Source organism: Pseudotamlana haliotis (genome assembly GCF_008806375.1).
Lineage (GTDB): Bacteria > Bacteroidota > Bacteroidia > Flavobacteriales > Flavobacteriaceae > Pseudotamlana > Pseudotamlana haliotis.
Window position 1 is genome coordinate 97,233 of the sequence record NZ_WAAT01000025.1, and the last position, 24,309, is coordinate 121,541.

Annotated in this window: 23 protein-coding genes and 1 pseudogene; 6 read left to right on the forward strand and 18 right to left on the reverse strand. The window is 34.4% G+C overall.

Annotation, left to right across the window (positions count from 1 at the left end):
* Nucleotides 1-83: 83 nt before the first annotated feature.
* Both F6U93_RS03755 and F6U93_RS03760 read left to right on the forward strand, forming a co-directional pair.
* Nucleotides 84-875, forward strand: a complete 792-nt coding sequence (locus F6U93_RS03755) for a TrmH family RNA methyltransferase (RefSeq protein ID WP_150936985.1) — start codon at nucleotides 84-86, stop codon at nucleotides 873-875.
* 146 nt (nucleotides 876-1,021) lie between these two features.
* The gene (locus F6U93_RS03760; protein ID WP_150936987.1) at nucleotides 1,022-2,254 is read left to right on the forward strand and encodes a M48 family metallopeptidase; all 1,233 of its coding nucleotides are present in this window, start codon (nucleotides 1,022-1,024) and stop codon (nucleotides 2,252-2,254) included.
* A gap of 88 nt (nucleotides 2,255-2,342) precedes the next feature.
* Here F6U93_RS03760 and F6U93_RS14810 read toward each other — a convergent pair whose 3' ends face one another.
* Nucleotides 2,343-3,152 carry an OmpA family protein gene (locus tag F6U93_RS14810; protein ID WP_225312549.1) on the reverse strand — a complete coding sequence of 270 codons (810 nt, stop codon included), beginning with the start codon at nucleotides 3,150-3,152 and terminating at the stop codon, nucleotides 2,343-2,345.
* An 18-nt stretch (nucleotides 3,153-3,170) separates the two neighbouring features.
* Nucleotides 3,171-4,562: pseudogene (locus tag F6U93_RS14815) on the reverse strand (DUF5723 family protein); the annotation flags it as partial.
* An 81-nt stretch (nucleotides 4,563-4,643) separates the two neighbouring features.
* On the opposite strand from F6U93_RS14815, the gene F6U93_RS03770 reads away from it, so the two are divergent.
* The 3 genes from F6U93_RS03770 (at nucleotide 4,644) to secA (ending at nucleotide 9,220) form a co-directional block, all read left to right on the forward strand.
* Nucleotides 4,644-5,222: a cob(I)yrinic acid a,c-diamide adenosyltransferase gene (locus tag F6U93_RS03770; RefSeq protein WP_150936989.1), complete on the forward strand. Its 579-nt coding sequence runs from the start codon at nucleotides 4,644-4,646 to the stop codon at nucleotides 5,220-5,222.
* 251 nt (nucleotides 5,223-5,473) lie between these two features.
* Nucleotides 5,474-5,695 carry a DUF2795 domain-containing protein gene (locus F6U93_RS03775; protein WP_019387375.1) on the forward strand — a complete coding sequence of 74 codons (222 nt, stop codon included), beginning with the start codon at nucleotides 5,474-5,476 and terminating at the stop codon, nucleotides 5,693-5,695.
* Nucleotides 5,696-5,860: 165 nt separating this feature from the next.
* Nucleotides 5,861-9,220 carry a preprotein translocase subunit SecA gene (secA, locus tag F6U93_RS03780; RefSeq protein WP_150936991.1) on the forward strand — a complete coding sequence of 1,120 codons (3,360 nt, stop codon included), beginning with the start codon at nucleotides 5,861-5,863 and terminating at the stop codon, nucleotides 9,218-9,220.
* Between the two features lie 110 nt (nucleotides 9,221-9,330).
* Here the strand turns inward: secA and F6U93_RS03785 are convergent, their stop codons facing one another.
* Nucleotides 9,331-9,789 (reverse strand): DNA breaking-rejoining protein, encoded by a 459-nt coding sequence (locus tag F6U93_RS03785; protein WP_150936992.1) that lies wholly within the window; start codon nucleotides 9,787-9,789, stop codon nucleotides 9,331-9,333.
* Between the two features lie 68 nt (nucleotides 9,790-9,857).
* Nucleotides 9,858-10,541 carry a peptidoglycan DD-metalloendopeptidase family protein gene (locus F6U93_RS03790; protein WP_150936993.1) on the reverse strand — a complete coding sequence of 228 codons (684 nt, stop codon included), beginning with the start codon at nucleotides 10,539-10,541 and terminating at the stop codon, nucleotides 9,858-9,860.
* A 137-nt stretch (nucleotides 10,542-10,678) separates the two neighbouring features.
* Here F6U93_RS03790 and ttcA point away from each other — a divergent pair, with 137 nt between their 5' ends.
* Nucleotides 10,679-11,446 carry a tRNA 2-thiocytidine(32) synthetase TtcA gene (gene ttcA, locus F6U93_RS03795; protein ID WP_150936994.1) on the forward strand — a complete coding sequence of 256 codons (768 nt, stop codon included), beginning with the start codon at nucleotides 10,679-10,681 and terminating at the stop codon, nucleotides 11,444-11,446.
* A 281-nt stretch (nucleotides 11,447-11,727) separates the two neighbouring features.
* On the opposite strand, the gene rimO is transcribed toward ttcA, so the two are convergent.
* The 14 genes from rimO to recR all read right to left on the reverse strand — a co-directional run bounded on the left by rimO (nucleotide 11,728) and on the right by recR (nucleotide 24,306).
* A complete protein-coding gene (rimO, locus tag F6U93_RS03800; protein WP_150936995.1) occupies nucleotides 11,728-13,032 on the reverse strand; it encodes a 30S ribosomal protein S12 methylthiotransferase RimO in 1,305 nt (434 codons plus the stop codon).
* Between the two features lie 215 nt (nucleotides 13,033-13,247).
* Complete coding sequence (gene ftsY, locus F6U93_RS03805) at nucleotides 13,248-14,222, reverse strand: signal recognition particle-docking protein FtsY (RefSeq protein ID WP_150936996.1); 975 nt, start codon at nucleotides 14,220-14,222, stop codon at nucleotides 13,248-13,250.
* A gap of 210 nt (nucleotides 14,223-14,432) precedes the next feature.
* On the reverse strand, nucleotides 14,433-14,585 hold the full coding sequence (locus F6U93_RS03810; RefSeq protein ID WP_150936997.1) for a DUF4295 domain-containing protein: 153 nt from the start codon (nucleotides 14,583-14,585) through the stop codon (nucleotides 14,433-14,435).
* 47 nt (nucleotides 14,586-14,632) lie between these two features.
* On the reverse strand, nucleotides 14,633-14,815 hold the full coding sequence (rpmG, locus tag F6U93_RS03815) for a 50S ribosomal protein L33 (RefSeq protein ID WP_150936998.1): 183 nt from the start codon (nucleotides 14,813-14,815) through the stop codon (nucleotides 14,633-14,635).
* A 25-nt stretch (nucleotides 14,816-14,840) separates the two neighbouring features.
* Nucleotides 14,841-15,077 (reverse strand): 50S ribosomal protein L28, encoded by a 237-nt coding sequence (gene rpmB / locus F6U93_RS03820; protein ID WP_150936999.1) that lies wholly within the window; start codon nucleotides 15,075-15,077, stop codon nucleotides 14,841-14,843.
* 82 nt (nucleotides 15,078-15,159) lie between these two features.
* Nucleotides 15,160-16,410: a competence/damage-inducible protein A gene (locus F6U93_RS03825; RefSeq protein ID WP_150937000.1), complete on the reverse strand. Its 1,251-nt coding sequence runs from the start codon at nucleotides 16,408-16,410 to the stop codon at nucleotides 15,160-15,162.
* An 8-nt stretch (nucleotides 16,411-16,418) separates the two neighbouring features.
* Nucleotides 16,419-16,760 (reverse strand): Hpt domain-containing protein, encoded by a 342-nt coding sequence (locus F6U93_RS03830; RefSeq protein WP_150937001.1) that lies wholly within the window; start codon nucleotides 16,758-16,760, stop codon nucleotides 16,419-16,421.
* Between the two features lies 1 nt (nucleotide 16,761).
* Nucleotides 16,762-17,373: a fumarylacetoacetate hydrolase family protein gene (locus tag F6U93_RS03835; protein ID WP_150937002.1), complete on the reverse strand. Its 612-nt coding sequence runs from the start codon at nucleotides 17,371-17,373 to the stop codon at nucleotides 16,762-16,764.
* Nucleotides 17,374-17,438: 65 nt separating this feature from the next.
* Nucleotides 17,439-18,215, reverse strand: coding sequence for a 3'-5' exonuclease (locus tag F6U93_RS03840; RefSeq protein ID WP_150937004.1), 777 nt, complete (start codon nucleotides 18,213-18,215; stop codon nucleotides 17,439-17,441).
* A gap of 112 nt (nucleotides 18,216-18,327) precedes the next feature.
* Nucleotides 18,328-20,400: a hypothetical protein gene (locus F6U93_RS03845; protein WP_150937006.1), complete on the reverse strand. Its 2,073-nt coding sequence runs from the start codon at nucleotides 20,398-20,400 to the stop codon at nucleotides 18,328-18,330.
* A gap of 143 nt (nucleotides 20,401-20,543) precedes the next feature.
* Nucleotides 20,544-20,951, reverse strand: a complete 408-nt coding sequence (locus F6U93_RS03850) for a DUF134 domain-containing protein (protein WP_150937009.1) — start codon at nucleotides 20,949-20,951, stop codon at nucleotides 20,544-20,546.
* A 120-nt stretch (nucleotides 20,952-21,071) separates the two neighbouring features.
* Entirely contained in the window at nucleotides 21,072-22,400 is a 1,329-nt protein-coding gene (locus F6U93_RS03855) for a dihydrolipoamide acetyltransferase family protein (protein ID WP_150937011.1), read from the reverse strand.
* Between the two features lie 86 nt (nucleotides 22,401-22,486).
* Entirely contained in the window at nucleotides 22,487-23,590 is a 1,104-nt protein-coding gene (locus tag F6U93_RS03860) for a glycosyltransferase family 2 protein (protein WP_150937013.1), read from the reverse strand.
* Nucleotides 23,591-23,688: 98 nt separating this feature from the next.
* Nucleotides 23,689-24,306, reverse strand: coding sequence for a recombination mediator RecR (recR, locus tag F6U93_RS03865; RefSeq protein ID WP_150937015.1), 618 nt, complete (start codon nucleotides 24,304-24,306; stop codon nucleotides 23,689-23,691).
* Nucleotides 24,307-24,309: the final 3 nt, after the last annotated feature.

Genomic DNA, 24,309 nt, shown 5'->3' on the forward strand with positions numbered 1-24,309 from the left:
TTTGTGATTTTAAATGGTTTTAGGTTTTGACGAACGAAGATCTATTTAATTACATAAAAATCGATTACTTTTGCCTCACTTTTATGAAAGAAATAACAAGTATACAGAATCCTCTTATAAAACAGCTTTCACAATTAAAAGACAAGTCCCGTGAACGTAGAAAAACAGGCACTTTTTTAATTGAAGGAGCGCGTGAAATCGCTTTGGCTCTAAAAGGTGGATTTCAATTAGAAACTATTTTGTTTTATGCTGAATTGTTTACAGCAAAGCAATTAGAGGCGTTTACTTCGGAAGGCATACAGCTCATTGAAATTTCAAAAGAGGTTTATCAAAAATTAGCCTATCGTGAAACGACTGAAGGTGTTTTAGCAGTGGCAAAATCGAAAACACAAGAACTCTCCAATTTAGCTTTCGACAAAGAAAACCCGTTAATTTTAATTGCGGAAGCCCCTGAAAAACCAGGAAACATTGGTGCGATCTTAAGAACTGCAGACGCCGCTCATGTAGATGCTGTCATTATAGCCAACCCGAAAACCGATTTATACAATCCCAATATTATTCGATCGAGTGTTGGTTGTGTATTCACAAATACCATCGCTTCAGGAAGCACTACTGAAATTATTGATTTCTTAAAAGTCAATAAAGTCAATATTTACTGTGCAGCCTTACAAGCTTCGGTACCATACCACACACAGGATTTCACAAAAGCAACAGCGCTCGTTGTTGGTACAGAAGCCACGGGTTTAAGTGAAGCTTGGCGTAAAAATTCTACCCAAAACATCATCATCCCGATGCAAGGTGAAATAGATTCTATGAATGTATCAGTAGCCGCTGGAATTTTAGTGTTTGAAGCTAAACGACAACGGGGGTTTTAGTTAAAAGGAAACTTCAAAATTAAAACTTCAGCCTTGCTTTTATACCATTAAAACATATCAACAATTCCTCATTTCTACATCATCAATAGTCAATTTATCACATAAAAAACAGTTAATCAAATCTACATCTAACAACACCTCTATAAATGACCTCTCAAGCCCTTTTCTATATTATTATTGCTATTATTAGCATCAGTTTTATCGTTGATAAAATTTTAGATGCTTTAAACGCTAAACATTATAACGATACCCTTCCGAAGGAATTAAAAGATGTTTACGACGCTCAAGAATATCAAAAATCACAAAATTATAAAGCAACTAATTATAAGTTTGAAATTATGACTTCGACTTTTTCTTTAGTGCTTACTTTAGGTTTTCTGTTTTTAGACGGCTTTGAATATATAGATAATATAGCTCGCAGTTTTAGTGACAACCCTATTGTAATCGCATTGATTTTCTTCGGAATTATTATGATTGGAAGTGATATTTTGACCACACCCTTTTCTTACTATAGTACCTTTGTGATTGAAGAAAAATTCGGATTTAATAAAACAACGAAAAAAGTCTTCTTTTTAGACAAACTAAAAGGTTGGTTGATGATGGCAGTTATTGGAGGCGGTATATTGGCTTTAATTATCTGGTTTTATCAAGTCACTGGAACACAATTTTGGTTATACGCCTGGGCTTTAGTTGCTGTTTTCTCCTTGTTTATGAATATGTTTTACTCCAAACTCATTGTACCATTATTCAACAAACAAACACCTTTAGAGGTTGGGAGTTTACGTGATAACATTTCTAAATACGCGGAAACAGTTGGTTTCAAGTTGGATAAAATTTTTGTTATTGATGGTTCTAAAAGGAGCACCAAAGCCAATGCTTATTTTTCAGGTTTTGGAAGTGAAAAACGTGTGACGCTTTATGACACTTTAATCAATGATTTAGACGAAGATGAAATCGTTGCCGTTTTAGCCCATGAAGTTGGCCATTATAAAAAGAAGCATATCATTTTCAATTTATGTGCTTCTATTCTACTTACTGGAGTAACGCTTTATATTTTATCCCTGTTTATTTCAAATCCATTATTATCAAATGCTTTAGGTGTTGAAATTCCTAGTTTTCATATTGGATTGATTGCTTTTGGCTTACTCTACGCGCCGATTTCAGAAGTGACAGGTTTAATTATGAACCTATTTTCTAGAAAATTTGAATACCAAGCAGATGACTACGCTAAAAACACTTTTAAGGCTGAGCCATTGATAACATCACTAAAAAAACTATCAAAAAATAGTTTGAGTAACCTAACACCGCATCCTGCTTATGTTTTTATGCATTACTCTCACCCTACTTTATTACAGCGTATATTAAATTTAAAACGATAGCACAAGTACATTTTAAATCATTCAGAATATAAAAAAGGTCTGTAACACCTTAAGCATTACAGACCTTTTAAAAATTATATAAACGTGATTATTGCTTCACTAAAACCACTTCAACACGTCTGTTGTTTCTTCTACCTGCTGCCGTAGAGTTATCATCAATTGGGTTAGATTCTCCATAACCTTTATGTGATAAACGTGATGAACTCACTCCATTCTCAATTAAGTAAGTCATTACCGTACTCGCTCTATCTTCTGATAACCTCTGATTTAAAGCTTCAGAACCAGAACTATCAGTATAACCATTAATAGTGAAATGTGCATCAGGATATTCCTGTAAGACTTCAACAATATTATCTAAAACTGCTTTAGAAGCATCTTTTAAAGTTGACTTCCCATTATTAAATAAAATCGTTTTTGCATAAGCGCTTAAAGTATTTAAGACTGCTTCAGTTACTTTTGGAGCAGGAGCAGGACAACCGTTATTTTCAACTGTTCCAGCTACATCAGGACATTGATCAACGTTATCTAAAACGGTATCATTATCAGCATCTCCCCAAGGGCAACCTTTATTTTCTAGTGGCCCAGCTATATTTGGACAAGCGTCTTCATTATCTAAAATACCATCGTTGTCTGAATCTCCCCAAGGACATCCTCCATTTTCCGTTGGACCTGCTTCATTAGGACATTTATCTTCGTTATCTAAAACACCATCAGCATCAGCGTCACCCCATGGGCATCCGTTATTTTCTTCTGGACCAACCTCTTTAGGGCAAGCATCTAACTTATCAATCACACCATCGCCATCTCTATCTTTAGCTTCACCTTGATAAATAGGAATTTTTAAACCAGCATAAACATCGGCAGCCTTAGTATTATCACTAACCAAAGCACTTAACACAGAACCAGAACCTAGATATAATGGCCCTAATCTTAATCCTGCACCGGCTTGAAAACCACTATACTGCACAATACCCATAGGTAAATAAAAACTAAACCATTTACTCTCAAAACGAGGCGTTAATGACAAGGTATTCGCAACACGAGTAGCCCCTACTTTCTCTTTTGAAACTAAAGACAAATCGGTGTTTAAATTCACATATAAATGATTAGTAAAACTCCAATCTGCATTAAAATGAAGTGCTGTTGGTAAGCTTACTTTATAACCACTTCTTGAATCGACTAATGTATAATAAGTACTCAAAAAGTCTTCAAAACTATCTGCATTATCAAAATCATCTTCAAGATCTTATACGTTAACATCTGTTTGATTGATGTTATAAGTTTCTTCAATACCGTCTTTATAGTTAATACTTCCAATATCTGTAATGGAAAGCCCTAATTTAAGCTTGTACTTATTTTTGTCTTTAACATAATAAGTATCACCATTACTATTTGTCTTTTGATATTTTGGGTAATCTGGACGCCATTCGTACACAAAACCTAAGTCAAAACCAACTCCAGTAGCTTTAGGAAGTTCATATTCATAACCATCTTCATCTACAGAAGCATCAAAAACAGCATAGGTTAAATCACCCGTAGTTGATATGCTTGCAGTATCTGGTCCATACCCATCAACATCTAGATCAACGCTAATATTATCTCCATTTATATGAGCGCTACCCGCTCCTTGAAGATATTTAACAGTAAGACCTCCTTTTAAAAACTTCGTTCTATCATCAATAATCACACGAGCATAAGTCACACCTAACTCACCCCAACCATGGCCTGTTGTAATTAAACCACCATCATCAAAGCTTACGTCTTCATTGTTATCACCTTCAAAATTGTCAATCAGTTCCCCATTAACATTATGAGCAGTAACAAAGGCTCTAGAACGGGTAAACACAGCTAAAGAGCTATTTTTATTTATATTGAACATGAATGCAGGCCCCATGATATCGGTATTTACTAGGGCATTGTTATTATCTGTTGGATAAAGTTTAGCACTGTCCTCAAAATCATATCCACTTTTTGTAGCGTCTAAAACATTGATACCTGCATAGTCATTGCATCCAAAAGCACTAACTCCCACAAGATTTATATCTGTTTTAAATCGGGAATCGGTAATATTAGCGGGGTTAGCAATAACACTATTCACACCACTGTAGTTATCGGTTAAAAAACCATTAAATGACTGACCTTGCATCAAATACGGTGATACAATAATCAATAGTAGTAAAGTAATTTTTTTCATAAATCGTTGTTGTATGGTTTGTAAAGCGCGAAAATATAACATATATGTTAAAGAAAACATAAAATTAAGGTTAAACCTAGTGTATACAACGCTTACATGATATTCAAAAATCATTTTCTACATTTCTAATTACTTTAAACTTATTAGTATATTACCAACCATAAGTTAAAAAATCAATTAACAGAACGCCATAAAATGAAGATTTACACAAAAACAGGAGATAAAGGCACAACCGCATTATTTGGAGGTACACGAGTACCCAAACATCATATTCGCATAGAAAGTTACGGTACGGTAGACGAACTAAACTCTTATTTGGGTTTAATTCGTGATCAACCCATTCATCAAGATTATATAGATCTGATCATCCGTATTCAAGACCGTTTGTTTACCCTTGGAGCCATTTTAGCAACAGATCCTGAAAAAGCCACATTAAAGAACGGCAAATCACGCTTAAATATTTCTAAAATTTCTGATACCGACATTGAACGCTTAGAGCACGAAATGGATCTCATGAACGCAGCCTTACCAGAAATGACGCATTTTATTTTACCTGGCGGAAACCAGTCTGTGTCATTCTGTCACATTGCACGTTGTGTATGTCGCAGAGCCGAACGTTTAGCCTCACAACTCAATGAAATTGAACCCTTTGAAGCAAACGCCTTAATCTACCTCAATCGTTTGTCTGACTATCTTTTTGTGTTGGCACGGAAGTTGTCTTATGATATGCGAGCCGAAGAAATTAAATGGATTCCTGAAAAAAGTGAGGAGTAAATTCATTTAAAGGTTTAAATAACAAAAGTACGTTCTTGTAATTATTGATAAAATGCGTTTTAAAAACTCCCGTGAAATGTAGAGATTCTTTTCATAGAGATTTTTTAAACTAATGCCATGCCATGGTTATTAGAAAGTATCCATTTTCAAGATTTCTTTAATAGTAAATTTAAAGAATGTGAAATAATTGTTTTTTTTCTTGTCTATTTAAACTAAAAATTTATTTTTGCACAAAATTAAACACGTAAGAAATGTATTGGACTTTAGAATTAGCTTCTTATTTAAGTGATGCACCTTGGCCAGCAACTAAAGATGAACTTATAGATTACGCTATTAGAACGGGAGCACCGTTAGAAGTAGTGGAAAATTTACAATCTATTGAAGATGAAGGAGACTCTTATGACTCTATTGAAGAAATCTGGTCTGACTATCCTACTGATGAAGATTACCTTTGGAATGAGGATGAATATTAGATAAACGCATAAATAATAGTTAAAAAGTCTCAATTTGAGGCTTTTTTTTTGTCCAAATCTTTAAACAAGATGTATCTTTGGAAGCACTAAATACGCATACTAAAGAACCAAAAAACATATTACAAAAACCTTACGCCGTGAGGTGTAACATATAAAATAACTCTCATGAATTTTTTAAATTCTGTATTAAAAGTATTTGTTGGCGATAAGTCTAAACAAGATGTCAAAGCCATCACACCAATAGTGTCTCAAATAAAAAGCTTTGAAGCTGCTTTAGAAGCCCTATCACATGATGAATTAAGGGCTAAAACAGCTGAATTTCAAGCCAAAATTGCCGAGGCGAAGAAAGACATTGATGCCAAAATAGAAAGTCTGACTTTAGAAGCTGAAAACACTGAAGACATTGATAAACGTGAGGATATCTACCTAGACATCGACAAGCTTAAGGATGATGCCTATGCCGTGACTCAAGAGGTTTTAAATGACATTCTTCCCGAAGCCTTTGCTGTGGTCAAAGAAACAGCAAAACGTTTTGTTCACAACACCTCTATTCCAGTTACTGCTAACGAATTTGATAGATTAATTTCTAGTGAAAACGATTATGTGGTTTTACAAGACGACAAAGCTGTTTGGGCAAACTCTTGGGACGCTGCTGGAAAAGCCATTACTTGGGATATGATTCACTACGATGTACAGCTTATTGGTGGTATTGCGATGCATCAAGGTAAAATTGCAGAAATGCAAACAGGTGAAGGTAAAACCTTAGTTGCAACATTACCTGTTTACTTAAATGCCTTAGCTGGAAACGGTGTGCACTTAGTAACTGTAAATGATTACTTAGCAAAACGTGATAGCGCTTGGATGGCCCCTATTTTTCAGTTTCACGGACTAAGTGTTGATTGTATTGACTACCACAGACCAAATTCTGAAGCCCGAAGAAAAGCCTATAACGCCGATATTACTTATGGTACCAACAATGAGTTTGGCTTCGATTACTTACGTGATAACATGGCACATGCTCCTGAAGATTTGGTGCAACGTCCACATAACTATGCTATTGTCGATGAGGTCGATTCTGTTTTAGTTGATGATGCCCGTACACCATTAATTATCTCTGGACCAATCCCTAAAGGTGATCACCATGAATTCAATGAATTAAAACCAAAGGTTGACGATATTGTTTCTGTTCAACGTAAATATTTAACTGGTGTTTTAGCTGAAGCTAAGAAACTCATCAAAGAAGGTGATACTAAAGAAGGTGCTTTCCAATTACTACGTGTTTACCGTGGTATTCCTAAAAATAAAGCGCTTATTAAGTTCTTATCTGAAGATGGTATTAAGCAACTACTTCAGAAAACAGAAAACTTTTACATGCAGGACAACAATCGCGAAATGCCAAAGATTGATGCCGAATTGTACTATGTGATTGAAGAAAAAAACAACCAGGTTGAATTAACCGATAAAGGTGTTGATTACATTTCAGGAAAAGACAATCCAGACTTTTTCATCTTACCTGAAATTGGTTTAGAAATCGCTAAGATTGAAAAACAAGGTCTTTCTGCTGAAGAAGAAGCGACGCTTAAAGAAGATTTATATAAAGATTTTGGTGTGAAGTCTGAACGTATTCATACATTAAATCAATTATTAAAAGCTTATGCTTTATTCGAAAAAGACACACAATATGTGGTCATGGAGAATAAAGTGATGATTGTTGATGAACAAACGGGTCGTATTATGGATGGTCGTCGTTATAGTGACGGACTCCACCAAGCGATTGAGGCTAAAGAAAATGTAAAAATTGAAGATGCTACTCAAACGTTTGCTACGGTAACGCTTCAAAATTACTTTAGAATGTACCGTAAACTTTCTGGTATGACCGGTACTGCGGTTACCGAGGCTGGAGAGTTCTGGGAAATCTATAAATTAGATGTGGTTGAAATTCCAACCAACCGTCCTATTGCTCGTGATGATAGAGATGATTTAGTTTTCAAAACGAAACGTGAAAAATACAACGCTGTAATTGATGAGGTTACCGAAATGTCTAAAGCAGGACGTCCTGTTTTAATTGGTACAACTTCAGTAGAAATTAGTGAGTTATTAGGAAAAATGCTTAGCATTAGAAAAATTCCTCATAACGTATTAAACGCGAAACAACATAAACGTGAAGCTGATATTGTTGCTGAAGCTGGTAACGCTGGCCAAGTAACAATCGCAACAAATATGGCGGGTCGTGGTACCGATATTAAATTATCTGATGAAGTTAAAAAAGCAGGTGGTTTAGCCATTGTTGGTACTGAGCGTCATGATTCACGTCGTGTTGACAGACAGTTACGTGGTCGTGCTGGTCGTCAAGGAGATCCAGGAAGCTCTCAATTTTATGTCTCTTTAGAAGATAACTTGATGCGTTTATTCGGTTCTGAGCGTATCGCGAAGATGATGGATAAAATGGGATTAAAAGAAGGTGAAGTGATTCAGCATTCTTGGATTTCAAAATCTATTGAAAACGCACAGAAGAAGGTAGAAGAAAACAACTTTGGTGTTCGTAAGCGTTTATTAGAATATGATGATGTTATGAACGCGCAACGTGAGGTGGTTTACAAACGCCGTCACCACGCTTTACACGGTGAGCGTCTACGTGTAGATATCGCCAATATGCTTTTTGATACTTCAGAAGGCATTGCTGAAGGAAACAAAAACGCTAATGATTATAAGAATTTCGAATTTGAATTGATTCGTTATTTCTCAATGAGCGCACCTATTTCTGAAGATGAATTTGCTAAACTTTCAGCTCAAGAAATCACTTCTAAAGTGTACCATGCGGCTTTCAAGCATTATAAGGAAAAAATGACGCGTAATGCTGATATGGCCTTCCCTGTAATTAAAAATGTATACGAAACACAACGTGATAAGTTTAAACGTATCGTGGTACCGTTTACAGATGGTATTAAAAGTTTAAACGTGGTTACTGACCTTGAAAAAGCTTATGAAACAAATGGAAAACAATTAATTACCGATTTTGAGAAGAATATTGCTTTAGCCATAATCGACGATTCTTGGAAAACTCATTTACGTAAAATGGATGAGTTGAAACAATCGGTGCAATTAGCCGTTCACGAACAAAAAGATCCTTTACTAATTTATAAGTTTGAAGCTTTTGAGCTATTCAAAGGTATGATTGACCAAGTGAATAAAGATGTCATTTCATTCTTATTTAAAGGCGAATTACCTCAAGAAACTCAAAATACCATTCAGGAAGCAAGACAACAACCTGCTACTAAGGAAAACTTGCAAACCCAAAAAGAGGAAATTCCTAATTTAGACGAGCGTTCTGCACAAAGTAGAGCGGCAGGAAATACCCAACGCCAACAAGAGGTTATTGAAACCGTTGTACGTTCTGCTCCTAAAATTGGTCGTAACGATCGTGTGACTATCAAAAATGTTATGAATGGTGAAAACAAAACCATGAAATTCAAACAAGCAGAACCTTTATTAGCCAAAGGCGAATGGGTTTTAACTCAAGAATAAAATAGTAGCCTTATCAAGGTGACTTTAGAAAATTAAAAAATCCCGATAGAATATTCTATCGGGATTTTTATTTCATTAAAATCATAAAAACTGATTCTAACCAAAATACTTTAATCTTCTTGTCCTGGGTTACTTACAATAATCTCTAATTTATAATTTGCTTTTTCATTTCGTCTTGCTGCGCTACGCATTAAATAAACACGAATTGTATAATCACCAGTCTCTTGCAACTCATCCTCAAACATATTGTCCTCAACCGAGCCGTTAAAAATAGCGACATACTCTTCTTCTGGTTCCATGATATTAAAATAATTTGCGGTATTATCTGTAGCCATACTTACATTTAAAGACTGCCCTTTCTTCACATTAACCGTATAATCAACAGTTTGTTCTCCTTTTAGACTATTTTCAATGATTGTACTAAATTTACCTTCTTCAAACTTTACTACTTCTTTTTTTATGCCCTGAGCATGTGCACTAGAAACAGCTAAACAGCTTGCGAAAATGCAAAAAGCTAGCACCTTCACCATAATTTGTTTTATTCCGATAATTACATTTATTTTTCTCATAATAAAAATGTTATAAGGTTATACATTACTACTAAAGATAAATAAAAAAGCGGTGAAAAAAATATTTTTTAATAATCTATCTTCAACATGGAAAATGGATTAGGGCAGTTCGTTCTATAAAAGCTAAGTTCCAATCTAGAGCAAACTCCAGGGTAATCGCCATAATAATTTTGAATATCTTTTATAACTTGAAAATGTAAATGAGGTGGATAATCACCGTTTACCGAAGCATCTCCAAGAGCACCAATTACCGCTCCTTTTTCAATATACTGGCCAACTTGTTTATCTTCTAGAGAAGACAAACTTAAATGCCCATATAAAGTGTAAAACGCTACCCCCAAATACTCATGCTTCAAGATGATAGTTGGTCCATAATCACCAAAATGTATGTTATTTTTAAAACTATGTATAACACCCTCTAATGGCGCATAAATAGGTGTATCGACCGGGCTCCATAAATCAACTCCTAAATGAATATTCCGCTCTAACTCACTAGGATTATTAAAATGTATACTGCGTCGATAAAGGCTTCTTTGTTCTAAATAGCCACCAAAAGCCACATTAGCCTCATGTTGCTGTAAATAGTGATCTACGAAATTTCCAAATTTTAATGAACAAGACACATCAACCTTTAATAAGCTTTTATTGGATTCAGACAAATCCAGTAAAGCGTATTTTTTAGGAATCAAATGGTCGCCTAAAACGCCTAAACTATGCTGACTTACTTTATGAAGCACCTCTAAAAAGTCCATTAACTATTTAATTATGATATTATCAAATGTAGTAAAGTATTGTTGAAAACAAATCATATTAAAATGCCACACCCGAGAGGCTATTCTTTCCTGTTAAAATTGGTTTTTTCTTGTGATTATATAATATTTTTGCAGGCATGGAAAATATAGAACAGGTTACTAAAAAACTACATCGTGCCGTAGGCGAAGCCATTAAACAATTTAGCCTACTTGAAGAGGGTGATCGTATTATGGTTTGTCTTTCTGGAGGAAAGGATAGTTATACTTTGCTAAACATGTTATTACATTTCCAAAAAGTAGCACCGATTTCATTTGAAATTATAGCTGTTAACTTAGACCAAAAACAACCTGGTTTCCCTGAAGAAGTATTGCCAAACTACCTCGAACAATTAGGTGTTGCCTATAAAATCATCGAAAAAAACACCTATAAGGTGGTCATGGAAAAAACTCCTGAAGGAAAAACCACATGTAGCCTCTGTTCAAGATTAAGGCGCGGTACGCTTTATGAAGCTGCCAAAGATTTAGGTTGTAATAAACTGGCTTTAGGGCATCATAGAAATGATATTATTGAAACCTTTTTACTAAATTTCTTTTTTGCTGGAAAGCTTGAAACGATGCCTCCAAAGTTTAAAAATGATGCTGGTGATTTGCTGGTGCTACGACCTTTAGCTTTATGTAAAGAAAGTGATATCGAGGTGTATTCGGAGCATATGAATTTCCCCATTATCCCTTGTAACTTATGTGGTTCACAGGAAAACTTACAACGCAAAAAAGTAAAACAAATGATTGCCGATTGGGAAAGTGATTTTCCAGATAGAAGCTCGGTAATGATGAATGCCCTTCAAAATGTATCACCTTCTCATCTTTTGGATAGAAAGATTTATGATTTTGATGTTTTGGAGTAAGTCTTCCATATTATAATACATCTATTTTTTTGTCATCCAGATACGCAGTGAAGAATCTCATCTAAAACTAGGGTATTCCTAAATGAAAAGATTTTTCCTTACGTCGAAATGACAGTAGTCGTGTGTAATGCAGATAGAAACTTATCTCTTTAATAGGGTTCGAGCGGAGTCGAGAACATTATAGCTCCAATTAAACAAAACTTCTAGACTTCTTTCGAAGACCTCATAAATTTCCAAGAATAAGTGGTTTCTATGCGTTCTGCATGATAAGAGGTGTATAATTACGAAATAACTTCGCCATAAAGATCGAAATCTTCAGCTTCAGTAATTTTAACGGTTGTAAACTCTCCAGTTTTCAAATAAGTTTTAGAAGCATCAATTAGCACTTCATTATCTACATCTGGTGAATCAAATTCAGTACGACCAACGAAATAATTTCCTTCCTTACGGTCGATAACCACTTTGAACTCCTGCCCTATTTTCTGCTGATTCAATTCCCAAGAAATTTGCGACTGAATTTCCATAATTTGGTTGGCTCGGTCAATTTTCACCTCTTCAGGAACATCATCTTCTAAATTATAAGCATGGGTGTTTTCTTCGTGACTGTATGTAAAACAACCTAAACGCTCAAAACGCATGTCAGAAACCCATTGTTTCAGCTCTTGGAAGTTTTCTTCCGTTTCACTTGGGTAGCCCACAATTAAAGTCGTTCTAATGGTCATTTCAGGAACGATGGCTCTAAAATCATGAATTAAGTTTGTGGTTTTCTCCTTTGTAGTACCACGACGCATACTTTTTAATAAGCCATCAGAAATATGCTGTAACGGAATATCAAGATAGTTACAAACTTTAGCTTCACGCTTCATCACATCCAATACATCCATTGGAAATCCTGTTGGAAAGGCATAATGTAAACGAATCCATTCAATTCCTTCAACCTTTACTAGGGCCTCTAAAAGCTCGGCTAGGTTACGTTTTTTGTATAAATCTAATCCGTAATAAGTTAAATCTTGAGCGATTAAAATAAGCTCTTTAACGCCATTGGCTGCTAATTTTTCAGCCTCGGTCACCAAATCTTCAATAGGCGTACTTCTGTGTTTTCCACGCATGATTGGAATCGCGCAAAACGAACAAGGTCTATCACATCCTTCAGCAATTTTTAAATAAGCGTAATTTTTTGGGGTCGTCGTTAAACGCTCACCAATAAGTTCGTGCTTATAGTCGGCCCCCAAAGCTTTAAGTAAACCTGGTAATTCCGTAGTTCCAAAATACTGATCGACATTAGGAATTTCCTTCTGTAAATCTGGTTTATAGCGCTCACTTAAACAACCAGTTACAAAAACTTTATCAACATCGCCGTCTTCTTTCTTTTGCATGTACTCTAAAATGGTATTCACACTTTCTTCTTTGGCATTATTAATAAAACCACAAGTGTTAATCACCACCACGTTGCCTTCTTCTTCATGTACAACATCCTTTCCGCTAGCCTTTAATTGCCCCATAAGGACTTCACTATCGTAAACGTTTTTACTACATCCTAGAGTAACCACGTTAATTTTATTTTTCTTTAGAGTTTTTGTACGCATAACTTGAATAAATGAGGGCGCAAAGATACGGAATGATTCACGATATTAAGTTTTATCGCAAAGACTTTATTAAACCTTTAATATACTGAAAGTCAATACTGTATTTATGAATATTAAAATTGGATAAAGAATTCCTTTAAACAAAAAAATACTTAAAGATGACTAAACAGAAAACCTGTGTAGAATTTTAAACCAAAACCACCTGAGCTTTTATCTTATTTGAAGAAGGAGTCTACGAATTCAAATTTATTAAAAACCTGAAGATCTTCAATACCTTCTCCTACACCAATATATTTAACAGGAATTTGAAACTGGTCTGAAATACCAATAACCACACCACCTTTTGCCGTTCCGTCTAATTTGGTTACGGCTAGTGAAGTCACCTCTGTAGCTGCTGTAAACTGCTTGGCTTGTTCAAAAGCATTCTGACCTGTCGAACCATCTAAAACCAGTAACACATCATGAGGCGCATCGCCAATAACCTTCTGCATTACACGTTTTACTTTAGACAACTCATTCATTAAATTTACCTTGTTGTGCAAACGTCCAGCCGTATCGATAATAATCACATCGGCGTCTTGATTAACACCAGATTGTAAAGCATCAAAAGCAACTGAAGCAGGATCACTCCCCATTTCTTGACGTACCATAGGCACATCAACACGATCTGCCCATACTTGAAGTTGGTCTATAGCTGCTGCTCTAAACGTATCTGCAGCACCAAGAACGACTTTTAAACCTTGTTTTTTGAATTGGTAAGCGAGTTTTCCAATAGTTGTTGTTTTACCAACACCGTTAACACCAACCACCATTAAGATATATGGTGTTTTTGTGCCATCTGCTTGGTTTGGTAATTTAGGAATAGTGTATTCTGTTTCTTCACCAGAATTTGTTTCACTTAACAAACCTGCAATTTCCTCACGAAGAATTTGATTAAGCTCACTAGTTCCTAAATATTTATCTTCAGCAACACGTTCTTCAATACGCGTAATCACTTTTAAGGTTGTATTCACCCCAACATCACTAGACACTAAAACTTCTTCAAGATCATCTAAAACGTCATCATCAACTTTAGATTTACCTGCAACGGCCTTACCTAATTTGTCGAAAAAACTAGATTTAGATTTTTCTAATCCTTTATCTAAGGTTTCTTTTTTTTCTGAGGAAAATATTTTTTTAAAAAAACTCATATGCTAATTGTAGTTCGTGATTTAATTAATTTATTCATCAAAAGATAAGTTCAAACTACTTTATGATGACAGGATATACATGTCAACTTCCTTACCACAGTGATCAAACTGATAATATGGCAGATGTTAACAATTCCACCTCAAATATAAAAATAAAAAAGCTGCTTTCGTTAAAGAAAGCAGCTTATAATATATCGAAACGTTACGTTTTTACTTTTTAGCTAAAAAGTCGTTAACTTGATCTGGACTCATAATAGATTCAACGAACATGTAAGCTCCAGTTTTAGGAGACTTTACCATTTTTATCGCTTTAGTTAATCTTTTAGATCCTGTTTGTAATGATGCTACTGATTTCTTTGCCATGACCTATTGGTTTTTTTCGGCATTTTTACAAGTGTAAAAATGTCTAATTATTTAATTTCTTTATGAACTGTCATACGCTTAAGAACTGGATTAAATTTCTTAATCTCCATTCTATCAGGCGTGTTCTTTTTGTTTTTCGTAGTAATGTATCTAGAAGTTCCAGCTTGACCAGACTCCTTGTGCTCAGTGCACTCTAAAATTACTTGTATTCTGTTACCTTTCTTTGCCATGTCTTTTTACTTTTAAATACAGCTATTATTTTAAAAATCCTTTAGCTTTAGCATCTTTAATTGCCGCAGAAATACCAACTTTGTTGATAGTTTTCAAAGCAGATGCAGAAACTTTTAAAGTTATCCAGCTGTCTTCTTCTGGAATGTAAAAACGCTTCTTAAGTAAATTCGCATTGAATTTGCGTTTAGTTCTGTTTAATGCATGAGACACGTTGTTTCCAACCATCGCTCTTTTTCCTGTAAGTTCACAAACTCTTGACATTTCTATATAACTTTAATTTCTTGTTGCTTAAAATCGAGGTGCAAATATACAACTTATTTACATTATAGCAACACAAATCTAATCAATTTTTAAAAATTTCTTTTAGAAGCATTTCCAAGGCCTTATTTACCCCTCTATTTATGACTTTAATTCTTAGGTTTCCAAAGTTAAATTCCTGAGAATAGACAGCCTCTTTTGTAGCTACGGCAACAAAAACAGTACCAACATCAGCATCAGAATCGCCTTTTTCAGGCCCTGCATTTCCGGTAGTTGCCACGGCATAATCAGACTGAAATAATTGCTGTGCATTTTGAGCCATGGCCTCTGCCACCTGAGCACTTACTACAGAATATTGATTAATTGTTTCTTCTGAAACCTTTAAAACATTTATCTTCGATTGGGTCGAATAAGTTACTAAACCTCCCTTAAAATAAGCTGAAGCTCCAGGATTTACGGTAAAACGCTCGGCTACAGCTCCTCCAGTACAACTTTCGGCTATAGCTAAAGTCTGACCTGTTTTTGTAAGTTGTTTAGCTATAATAATTTCAACCGACCCCTCTTCGTCTTCAATACCTGCAAATTCATTTTCAATTAAAGGAATTACTTTATCAATTTGTTCTTGAACTTCTTGATTAAGTATTTTAGCATCATATCCCTTTGTTGATAAACGTAAACGCATCAAACCTAAGCTTGGCAAATAAGCCAATTTTATTTGAGAAGGTAGATTATCTTCCCAGGACTCAATCCGTTCGGCTAAGGCACTTTCGCCAATATTATAGACTAAAAGTGTTTTATGTAATATATAAGGACAATTATATTTACGCTTTAATTTAGGTACGACTTCATCAACTATAAGCGCTTCCATCTCATAAGGCACTCCAGGAAGCGAAATAAAGACTTTTTCTTCTTTTTCCATCCACATGCCAGGAGCGGTACCAAGGCTGTTCATTAATGCTTGAGATTTTGAGGGTACTAAAGCTTGATCTTTGTTAACTTGAAGCAGTTTAGAACCTACATTTTGATTCCAAATTTGTTCAATATTTTCTAGAACATCGGCATTAAGCACTAGGCTGTCATCAAAATACTCAGCTATTGTTTTTTTGGTAATATCATCTTTGGTAGGTCCTAAACCTCCTGTAAGTATAATAATATCTACCCTTTGCTCGGCTTCTTCTAAGGCTTTTAAAATATGTGATTTATCATCTTGAATCGAGGTGATTTGATGAATCGAAACCCCTATTTTATTGAGTTTTTTAGCTATAAAAGCAGAGTTTGTATCAATAACCTGACCTATCAGTAGTTCGTCGCCTATGGTTATTATTTCTGCAATCATCTATAAATTTATAAGTTGAAATCTTCTTTAATTTCGGCTACGGCATTATCAACCGCCGTTAAAACAACATTCAATTGTGCCGTAATATCTTCTTCTTTTTTCTCGAATTTCCCCCAATCTTGAACTTCGATTAGAGTGTCTAAAACACCTAATTCAAATAAATCAACCGTAGGCTTCATTTTATGAGCCGCTTGATATGCAGTGTAATAATCTTTATCTGCTACAGCTTTTTTTAACCTTTCGGCATCTTCAGGAACTTCCCCTAAAAAGGCTTCAGCCAATGCTGTGATAAATTCTTGATCATTATCTGCTAATTCTTTCACCCTAAATAACTTGTAATGCTGCTCCATCTTACTTTACTTTTATTGAAAACATTTCTCTGTTGTCTATAAATCCTGTTAACTTGTCATTTGCGCATACTTTACCTACGCCTGCTGGGGTTCCGGTAAATATAATGTCTCCTATCTTTAATGTGAAATATTTAGAAACATATTCTATGATTTCATCGATTTTCCAAAGCATATGGCTAGTATTTCCTTTTTGTACAATATTATCGTTCTTTTTTAAAGAAAACGTAATATTGTTTTCATCAGAAATTTCACTTTTTGGCAACCACTCACCTACTACGGCCGCACCGTCAAATGACTTTGCTTTTTCCCATGGTAAACCTTTAGCCTTTAATTTACTTTGTAAGTCACGCGCTGTAAAATCGATTCCTAAACCAATGTCATTGTAGTACTTGTGAGCGAATTTCTTATCGATGTGCTTGCCAACACGATTAATTTTCACCAAAACCTCTACTTCATGATGCACATCATCAGAAAAATCTGGAATAAAAAAAGGTTGTTTTTTTAATAAAATCGCTGTGTCTGGTTTTATAAAAATAACAGGCTCTGTTGGTTTTTCATTTTGAAGTTCGGCGATATGTTCTGTGTAATTTCGCCCTATACAAATTAGTTTCAATTTAGATTAATTATTTGAATATTAATGATTTAAAATTAAATTAAAACTCCAAGGGAGAGCCGCTATTAACTTAATTTATTGTTTAAACTTCTTAATTTAATGGCCGTTAATACTTTTTTAGTATATAACGGGAAATCGGCATTTAATAACCAACCAAAATAACCAGGCTCTTTATCTAAGATTTCAGTGACCAATTTACCTTTATGTTTCCCAAATGAAAAACATTCTTCACCTTTTTTATTAAAAGCGATAAAACCAGCAAAATCGGCAAACTTTTTACGTGAACTAAATTCTGCTAAAAACTTCGTATCATTTTCAAGCTCATCATATTTAGAAAGCTGCGCCTTTAATACTTCATAAGTTGCATTGGTATCGGCTGCTGCGGTATGCGCTCCTTCTAAATTTTTATCACAATAAAATTTATAGGCAGCACTTAATGTACGCTGTTCCATTTTATGAAATATCGTTTGTACATCTACAGCCAAACGATTTTTCATATCAAAATCGACCTCAGCCCGTAGCATTTCTTCAGCCAATAAAGGAATATCAAATCGGTTGGAATTAAACCCACCCAAATCTGAATCTTTAATCATATTATAAACATCCTTTGCTAATGCTTTAAAAGTAGGCTCATTCGCTACTTTTTCATCAGAAACACCATGAATAGCTGTGACTTCTGCTGGAATAGGTCTTTCAGGATTTACCAACCAGGTTTTGCTTTCCTTGTTTCCATTTGGAAAAACTTTCAATATTGAAATTTCAACAATACGATCTGAGGTAATATTAATTCCTGTTGTTTCTAAATCGAAAAAACAAATAGGTTTTTTAAGATTGAGTTGCATTCATGTTGTTTTAGAAAATCAAAGATAATTAGAATCTGTAGAATAGACTAAATCGAAACAAAAAAGCTTATTCAAAATAAATATATCTAAAACACAGAAAAACTTCATGAAATTATTCTAATAAATCTGGAGTGTTAAGAATTAATTCTATCTTTTTGATAATTACCGTTACCTGGTTCATTTGAGCTTCAATATTTCTAAAGTAAAGACTTATATCTCTATTTATCCAACTTTCAGATATAACCCTTGCCCCTAGGCTAATTCTTAAAACAGCACTTTGTAGCTTATTTTCATATTTTACATTAACCGCTTGTCCGATATGACACTTTAGTGATGCAAGTCTGATAATTTCAAGTGAAGAACCTTTAAAGTGATCAGATAAATCTGAATTCAACAACAAATAAAGCTTTTTCACTTTATCAAGATTTAGAGGTTCATTGTTCTTAAGAATAAAAAAAGGAAAAATTGTTCGAATGGTTCTTATGCCAAATTCATTACCATTAAAATTATTGGTTTGCACGTCTCCAGCATAAAGTGGCACTAGAAAAGTAGCCTCATTTATAGATTCTTCTACAAAATTACAGAACATTTCAATACCCATGTTTCTATACAAAATTGGTGTTTTAAAATACCTATCCATTTCTACAATTGCCGCATTCCATCGCATGTAAGACCCATAATTAAATCCGTCTGATAAGACATTGGAACTGAATCTCGATTTGGGAAAGTCAGAATGATTGTAATATTGAGACAAACCAACGGGCAACGATTTTTCTGAATTAAGGATTAACTCATTTATGCTTTCAGGAAGAATCAATGCCCCTGAATACGGAGGTCCTGTAAAATATTTACTTCCAGTAATCGAAATTATATACCCTTTTTTCAAATAAACCTGAATATCAGTCGCATCTAGCCTTAGCTGAGCTGCATCAACAATAATTTGCAAAGAGGAACTTTTAAATTTTGTCAAATCATGCATCATGTTTTCACTAGGAGATCGATAGCCTAATTTTGAATGATCCATGACATGAAGCACAGCATATCTTCCTAAATCAGTAGTCTTCTTGATGGCCTCCAAAACCTCTGTATCCAATTGAGCCGTTGACTTTAATTTTCCATTATCATCTCTAAAAGGGATTTTTACAACATCAACATCTCTAAAACCTTCTATTTTATCGCCTTTTTTAACAGCGTAGCTTAACGCTGATGTATTTTCAAAATGACACCCTTTTAATGCTGTGGCAACACCGCTACCTGTTTCATCGGAAGCCACCAAAATATGACTGATATCTTTATTTGTTACTATTTGAGATATAGCTGCAATTTGAAGTGATGAATCTGTACCCGATGGGGAAAAAATAATTTCACTGGCTTCGTTTATTTTAAATATCGTTTTAAGATTATTTTTTAATAATTCTGAAAACTCTACAGCTGTCTTTTCAAATCCATTTTTTAAGCTATTCTTTATCAATATCCTTCTAACCTTATCTGTTTTATCAAAAGCAAAATTAGACACACTTGTTGCCGTTGATGATGCAAATGTAAAAGCGTCTGGCCTAGGAAATGGTCTACACCCATATTTATTTAATAGAGCTACCTCATCAATATTCAATCTATGATCTCCTCCAGACATTAACAAATACTCTGTTGGTTTTGCTAAATTCTCAACAATAGGCTTCCACGATTCCTTAAATATTTTAGAAGAGCTTTCTATACCATGAAAAGATTGAAGCTCTGGATACTCCATTAAAGTTTCGGCAATGGTTCTCTTTCCTGTTTTAACCAATTCAATTAAAACATCACTAAAAGATTTTAAGTTTTCTTTATCTACTTCAGGTAATAATTTGTAAAAAACACGAGTAACTTCAAAGGCAGCAATATCACATAGCGCTATATCATCTTTTCTATCTCCTAGCGCTTTATACCACAACTGCCATTCCATACCATATCGCAAATAAACCAATGCTAAAACAGGATTTTTTAAATATAACTCTCCAATTATAATCGCTTTATTAGGCACTATTTTAAATACTTCAGGCTGTGTATTAGAAGTAATAATATTAATGTTATTTAATTTTGGTACTGTATTAAATCTTTTTAAAACATGAACTAAATAATTCACTTTGTCTTTTTCAAACAAACTTGACCTTTTATATTGATTTTCAATAATTACACTATTTGTCATAAAATTTTATTTAAGATGTTCACTTAGAACATTTTTATTCCTTGAGAAAATTTGAATATTTATTTTATTTGCAAATGCGACCGATACCACATTGATTAACAGCTACCTGCATCGTAAACTAATTTCACTTTTAATTTATAAGTTCATTCATTCAAAGACATTATCTCTTCGGAATTACCTATTAAACAATCATCACATTTTACAGTATCATCAATGCTCGCCATTAACTTGAAACACGTATTACATTTATACCAAGCTTCGTCGAACGAAAAATGCCCTCCTTTTATAAGAACAGTTCTTCCCTCTACGAATGCTTGTCCTATTTTTTTTAAGGCGCTATTATAGATTCTAGTCAGGGTTGGCCTTGAAACCTCCATCTTTTCAGCTGCCTTATCTTGTGAGAGATCATCGTAGACAACCAACTTCACAGCCTCATATTCTTCATACTGCATCACAACAGGTTCGGTATCACAAAGTCTCATACCAAATGGCCTGAATCCTAACATTTTAGGAGGGTAATTAACTCTTCTCTTTTTTTTTGGACGTGGCATTTATAAAGTTTAAACAAATATAATGAACTTACGTTCAAAACTTCTTGATTGGTCAAAAAAAAACCAGAGCATTGAAATCTCTGGTTTTTCATCTATTAAATTAATAATTTTTATTTAGAATTATATCATTCTATTAACATCCCAAGCTTCAAGATAATCCTTTACCGCTTTTACAAACAAGCCACCTAAAGCCCCGTTTACCACACGGTGATCATAAGAGTGCGATAAAAACATTTTATAACGAATTCCAATAAAATCGCCTTCTGGTGTTTCTATTACCGCAGGTACTTTTCTAATTGCACCAAGCGCCAAAATACCTACTTGTGGCTGATTAATAATTGGAGTTCCCATAATACTTCCAAAAGAACCTACGTTTGTAACTGTATAAGTACCACCTTGAATTTCATCAGGCTTTAATTGATTATCTCTAGAACGCTTTGCCAGATCATTAACTTGTTTGGTCATGCCTACCAAGTTAAGCTGGTCAGCATTTTTAATTACAGGTACAATTAAATTACCATCTGGGAGAGCAGCCGCCATTCCTAAATTGATGTTTTTCTTTTTGATGATTTTATCATCTTGAACAGAAATATTCATCATCGGGTAATCACGGAGCGCTTTAGCAATCACCTCCATAAATATAGGTGTAAAGGTTAGGTTTTCTCCTTCACGCTTCATAAAGCCATCTTTAACCTTTTTCCTCCAGTTCCAAACATTGGTAACATCAGCTTCAATAAAACTTTGTACATGGGCCGATTTTTGAAGTGAATCAGTCATGTGGTTGGCTACCAATTTACCCATCCTGGTCATTTCGATGATTTCATCTTCACCATTAGAAACCACTGGAGCTACCTTTTCAACTTCTGGCGTAACTTTAGATTTTCTTTCAACAGCAGGTGCTTCCACTGCTGGTTTATTATGTTTATTTTTTAGGTAATCTAGAATATCATTTTTAGTCACACGACCTTCACTACCAGTTCCAACAATCCCATCCAATTCTGATTGCGAAATCCCTTCGGCTTTTGCGATATTCCTAACTAAAGGTGAATAAAACTTATCACCATTTGAAACCGCAGGTACTACAGTTTCTTGAGCCTTTGTAAAAGTTTGAGTAATCTCTTCAACGGCTTTCTCCTGAGACGCCGTAATGTTTACTGTTTCGGTTTCTTCTACCTTTTCTTCTGAAGCAACTTCTTCTTCTATATCGCCTTCTGTTTCTATGATAGCTAAAACTTGTCCCACTTGAACCACATCATCAACTTCAAAAAAGCGTTTTATTATAACACCATCAACTTCACTTGGCACTTCGCTATCTACTTTATCGGTTGCAATTTCTAAAACCGGATCGTCCATTTCAATAGAGTCTCCTACTTCTTTTAACCAAGATGTTATGGTTGCTTCTGCAACACTCTCTCCCATTTTTGGTAATTTAAGCTCAAACTTTGCCATATCAATAATGTAATAGTGATTTTTTAGTTTTCAGTTGCAAAATTACTGAAAATGCCTGAATTCCTTTAAATTATTTGCAACAAAAACTATTTAAAACTTATAATCTCTCCTCTAGCCAATTCATTATCACTTCCTATGATAAAATCTGAATTCTTTGGCAGTATCTTATATGTTACGGGTTTATTTTGCAAAAATGTAGATTCAACCATTTGAATAATGCTTTTAAAAGTTAAAAAGGCACCATCAAAAATCACTTCAACACCAGGATTGACATCTTTTATATCCTGCTGAACAATTAAGGACTTGCCTATTTTTTTTTCAAGGCGCTCATTCTTTTCGTCTGAAACAAAAACAAATTGACTCACTTCCTTTTTCCTCTTTCTAGGCGTAGTTTGCATCATAAAAAACGTTTTTATACCTAGCCAAACGACAATATCAAAAAACACATTTGATTTAAAATGCTTTTCATAAAAAATCTGCATCGCCCCAAAAAAGCGTCGTGCATATACTTTATCTTTTAAGGTGCTCTCTCCTTTATAATGAATCACAGTAGTTTTACCGTAATAATAATTTTTATAACCTGCTTGCTTTACCACATATGACAAGTCAATATCCTCTCCATACATAAAATAAGCCTCATCGAAACCGCCGACCCCATTGTAAACTGCTCTCTTTAGAAACATAAAAGCCCCCACTAAAATATCGACTTCACCAACGGCATCCATATCCAAAGGATTCGCATAATAATCTTTAGAATTTCCGCAGATTTTTTTTAAAGCTACAGATACATAAGGAATATTACGTTTACTTTCAGGTAAAAAAGCTCCAGAGCCATCGATAAGCTTGCATCCTACAATTCCTAAATCTAATTTAAGTTTTGAAAAATCTAATAATTGCGTAAAGGTATCTTCTGCTACAACCGTATCGGGGTTTAAAACACATAGATATTCCCCTTTTGCCTGTGCTACTCCAATATTGTTTCCTTTTGAAAATCCGCCATTGACTTTATTCTCAATAAGCACAACTTCTGGAAACAGTTTTTTAACCATTTGGCAACTATCGTCAGTAGAATTATTATCAACGACTATAATTTCTGAGTCAATATAAGCCGTAGCCGCTTGTACACTTTTTAAACAAAGTTCTAAAAAGTGACGCACGTTATAATTTAGTATAACAATTGAGAGTTTCACGAGAGCTTCAGTTTAGTTTAAAAGATCGTGTGTAAAACGGTATGGTTAGACATTATTCCTTTAGTATTTTAGGTCGGTTTTAATTTGATTAATTGCTTTTATAATTTTAAAGAATTTTCAAAAGGCACCCTATTCACGATACTTCTACTGAGTGTAATTTCATCGGCATATTCCAATTCATCGCCCACCGAAATCCCTCTTGCGATGGTTGAAGTAAACACTTTGTCATCTTGAATTTGCTTATAAATATAAAAATTTGTGGTATCTCCCTCCATGGTTGAACTCAACGCAAAAACAAGTTCCTTTATTTCACCGGTTTTCACTTTATTCACTAAAGACTCAATATTTAAATCATGAGGTCCTACACCATCCATTGGCGATATTTTACCTCCTAACACATGATATAATCCTTTAAATGAACTTGTATTTTCAATAGCCATCACATCTCTAATATCTTCAACCACACAAATTAAGCTAGTATCTCTATTAGGGTTTGAGCAAATTTCACAAAGTTCAACATCACTAATATTATGACAAGATTTACAAAACTTAATCTCTTCACGCATGCTTCTTAAGGCCTCAACTAAAGCTGTGGTTTGCTCTTTGGGCTGCTTAAGCATATGCAACACCAAACGCAAGGCCGTCCGTTTCCCGATACCGGGAAGCTGTGACATCTCGTTTACTGCACGCTCTAATATTTTTGATGAAAATTCCACTGT

Excerpts from the sequence above, each read along its gene's own strand:
- F6U93_RS03755 (WP_150936985.1), top strand. The coding sequence starts at position 84 with ATGAAAGAAATAACAAGTATACAGAATCCTCTTATAAAACAGCTTTCA.
- F6U93_RS03760 (WP_150936987.1), top strand. The coding sequence starts at position 1,022 with ATGACCTCTCAAGCCCTTTTCTATATTATTATTGCTATTATTAGCATC.
- F6U93_RS03770 (WP_150936989.1), top strand. The coding sequence starts at position 4,644 with ATGAAGATTTACACAAAAACAGGAGATAAAGGCACAACCGCATTATTT.
- F6U93_RS03775 (WP_019387375.1), top strand. The coding sequence starts at position 5,474 with ATGTATTGGACTTTAGAATTAGCTTCTTATTTAAGTGATGCACCTTGG.
- secA (WP_150936991.1), top strand. The coding sequence starts at position 5,861 with ATGAATTTTTTAAATTCTGTATTAAAAGTATTTGTTGGCGATAAGTCT.
- F6U93_RS03785 (WP_150936992.1), bottom strand. The coding sequence starts at position 9,789 with ATGAGAAAAATAAATGTAATTATCGGAATAAAACAAATTATGGTGAAG.
- F6U93_RS03790 (WP_150936993.1), bottom strand. The coding sequence starts at position 10,541 with ATGGACTTTTTAGAGGTGCTTCATAAAGTAAGTCAGCATAGTTTAGGC.
- ttcA (WP_150936994.1), top strand. The coding sequence starts at position 10,679 with ATGGAAAATATAGAACAGGTTACTAAAAAACTACATCGTGCCGTAGGC.
- rimO (WP_150936995.1), bottom strand. The coding sequence starts at position 13,032 with ATGCGTACAAAAACTCTAAAGAAAAATAAAATTAACGTGGTTACTCTA.
- ftsY (WP_150936996.1), bottom strand. The coding sequence starts at position 14,222 with ATGAGTTTTTTTAAAAAAATATTTTCCTCAGAAAAAAAAGAAACCTTA.
- F6U93_RS03810 (WP_150936997.1), bottom strand. The coding sequence starts at position 14,585 with ATGGCAAAGAAATCAGTAGCATCATTACAAACAGGATCTAAAAGATTA.
- rpmG (WP_150936998.1), bottom strand. The coding sequence starts at position 14,815 with ATGGCAAAGAAAGGTAACAGAATACAAGTAATTTTAGAGTGCACTGAG.
- rpmB (WP_150936999.1), bottom strand. The coding sequence starts at position 15,077 with ATGTCAAGAGTTTGTGAACTTACAGGAAAAAGAGCGATGGTTGGAAAC.
- F6U93_RS03825 (WP_150937000.1), bottom strand. The coding sequence starts at position 16,410 with ATGATTGCAGAAATAATAACCATAGGCGACGAACTACTGATAGGTCAG.
- F6U93_RS03830 (WP_150937001.1), bottom strand. The coding sequence starts at position 16,760 with ATGGAGCAGCATTACAAGTTATTTAGGGTGAAAGAATTAGCAGATAAT.
- F6U93_RS03840 (WP_150937004.1), bottom strand. The coding sequence starts at position 18,215 with ATGCAACTCAATCTTAAAAAACCTATTTGTTTTTTCGATTTAGAAACA.
- F6U93_RS03845 (WP_150937006.1), bottom strand. The coding sequence starts at position 20,400 with ATGACAAATAGTGTAATTATTGAAAATCAATATAAAAGGTCAAGTTTG.
- F6U93_RS03850 (WP_150937009.1), bottom strand. The coding sequence starts at position 20,951 with ATGCCACGTCCAAAAAAAAAGAGAAGAGTTAATTACCCTCCTAAAATG.
- F6U93_RS03855 (WP_150937011.1), bottom strand. The coding sequence starts at position 22,400 with ATGGCAAAGTTTGAGCTTAAATTACCAAAAATGGGAGAGAGTGTTGCA.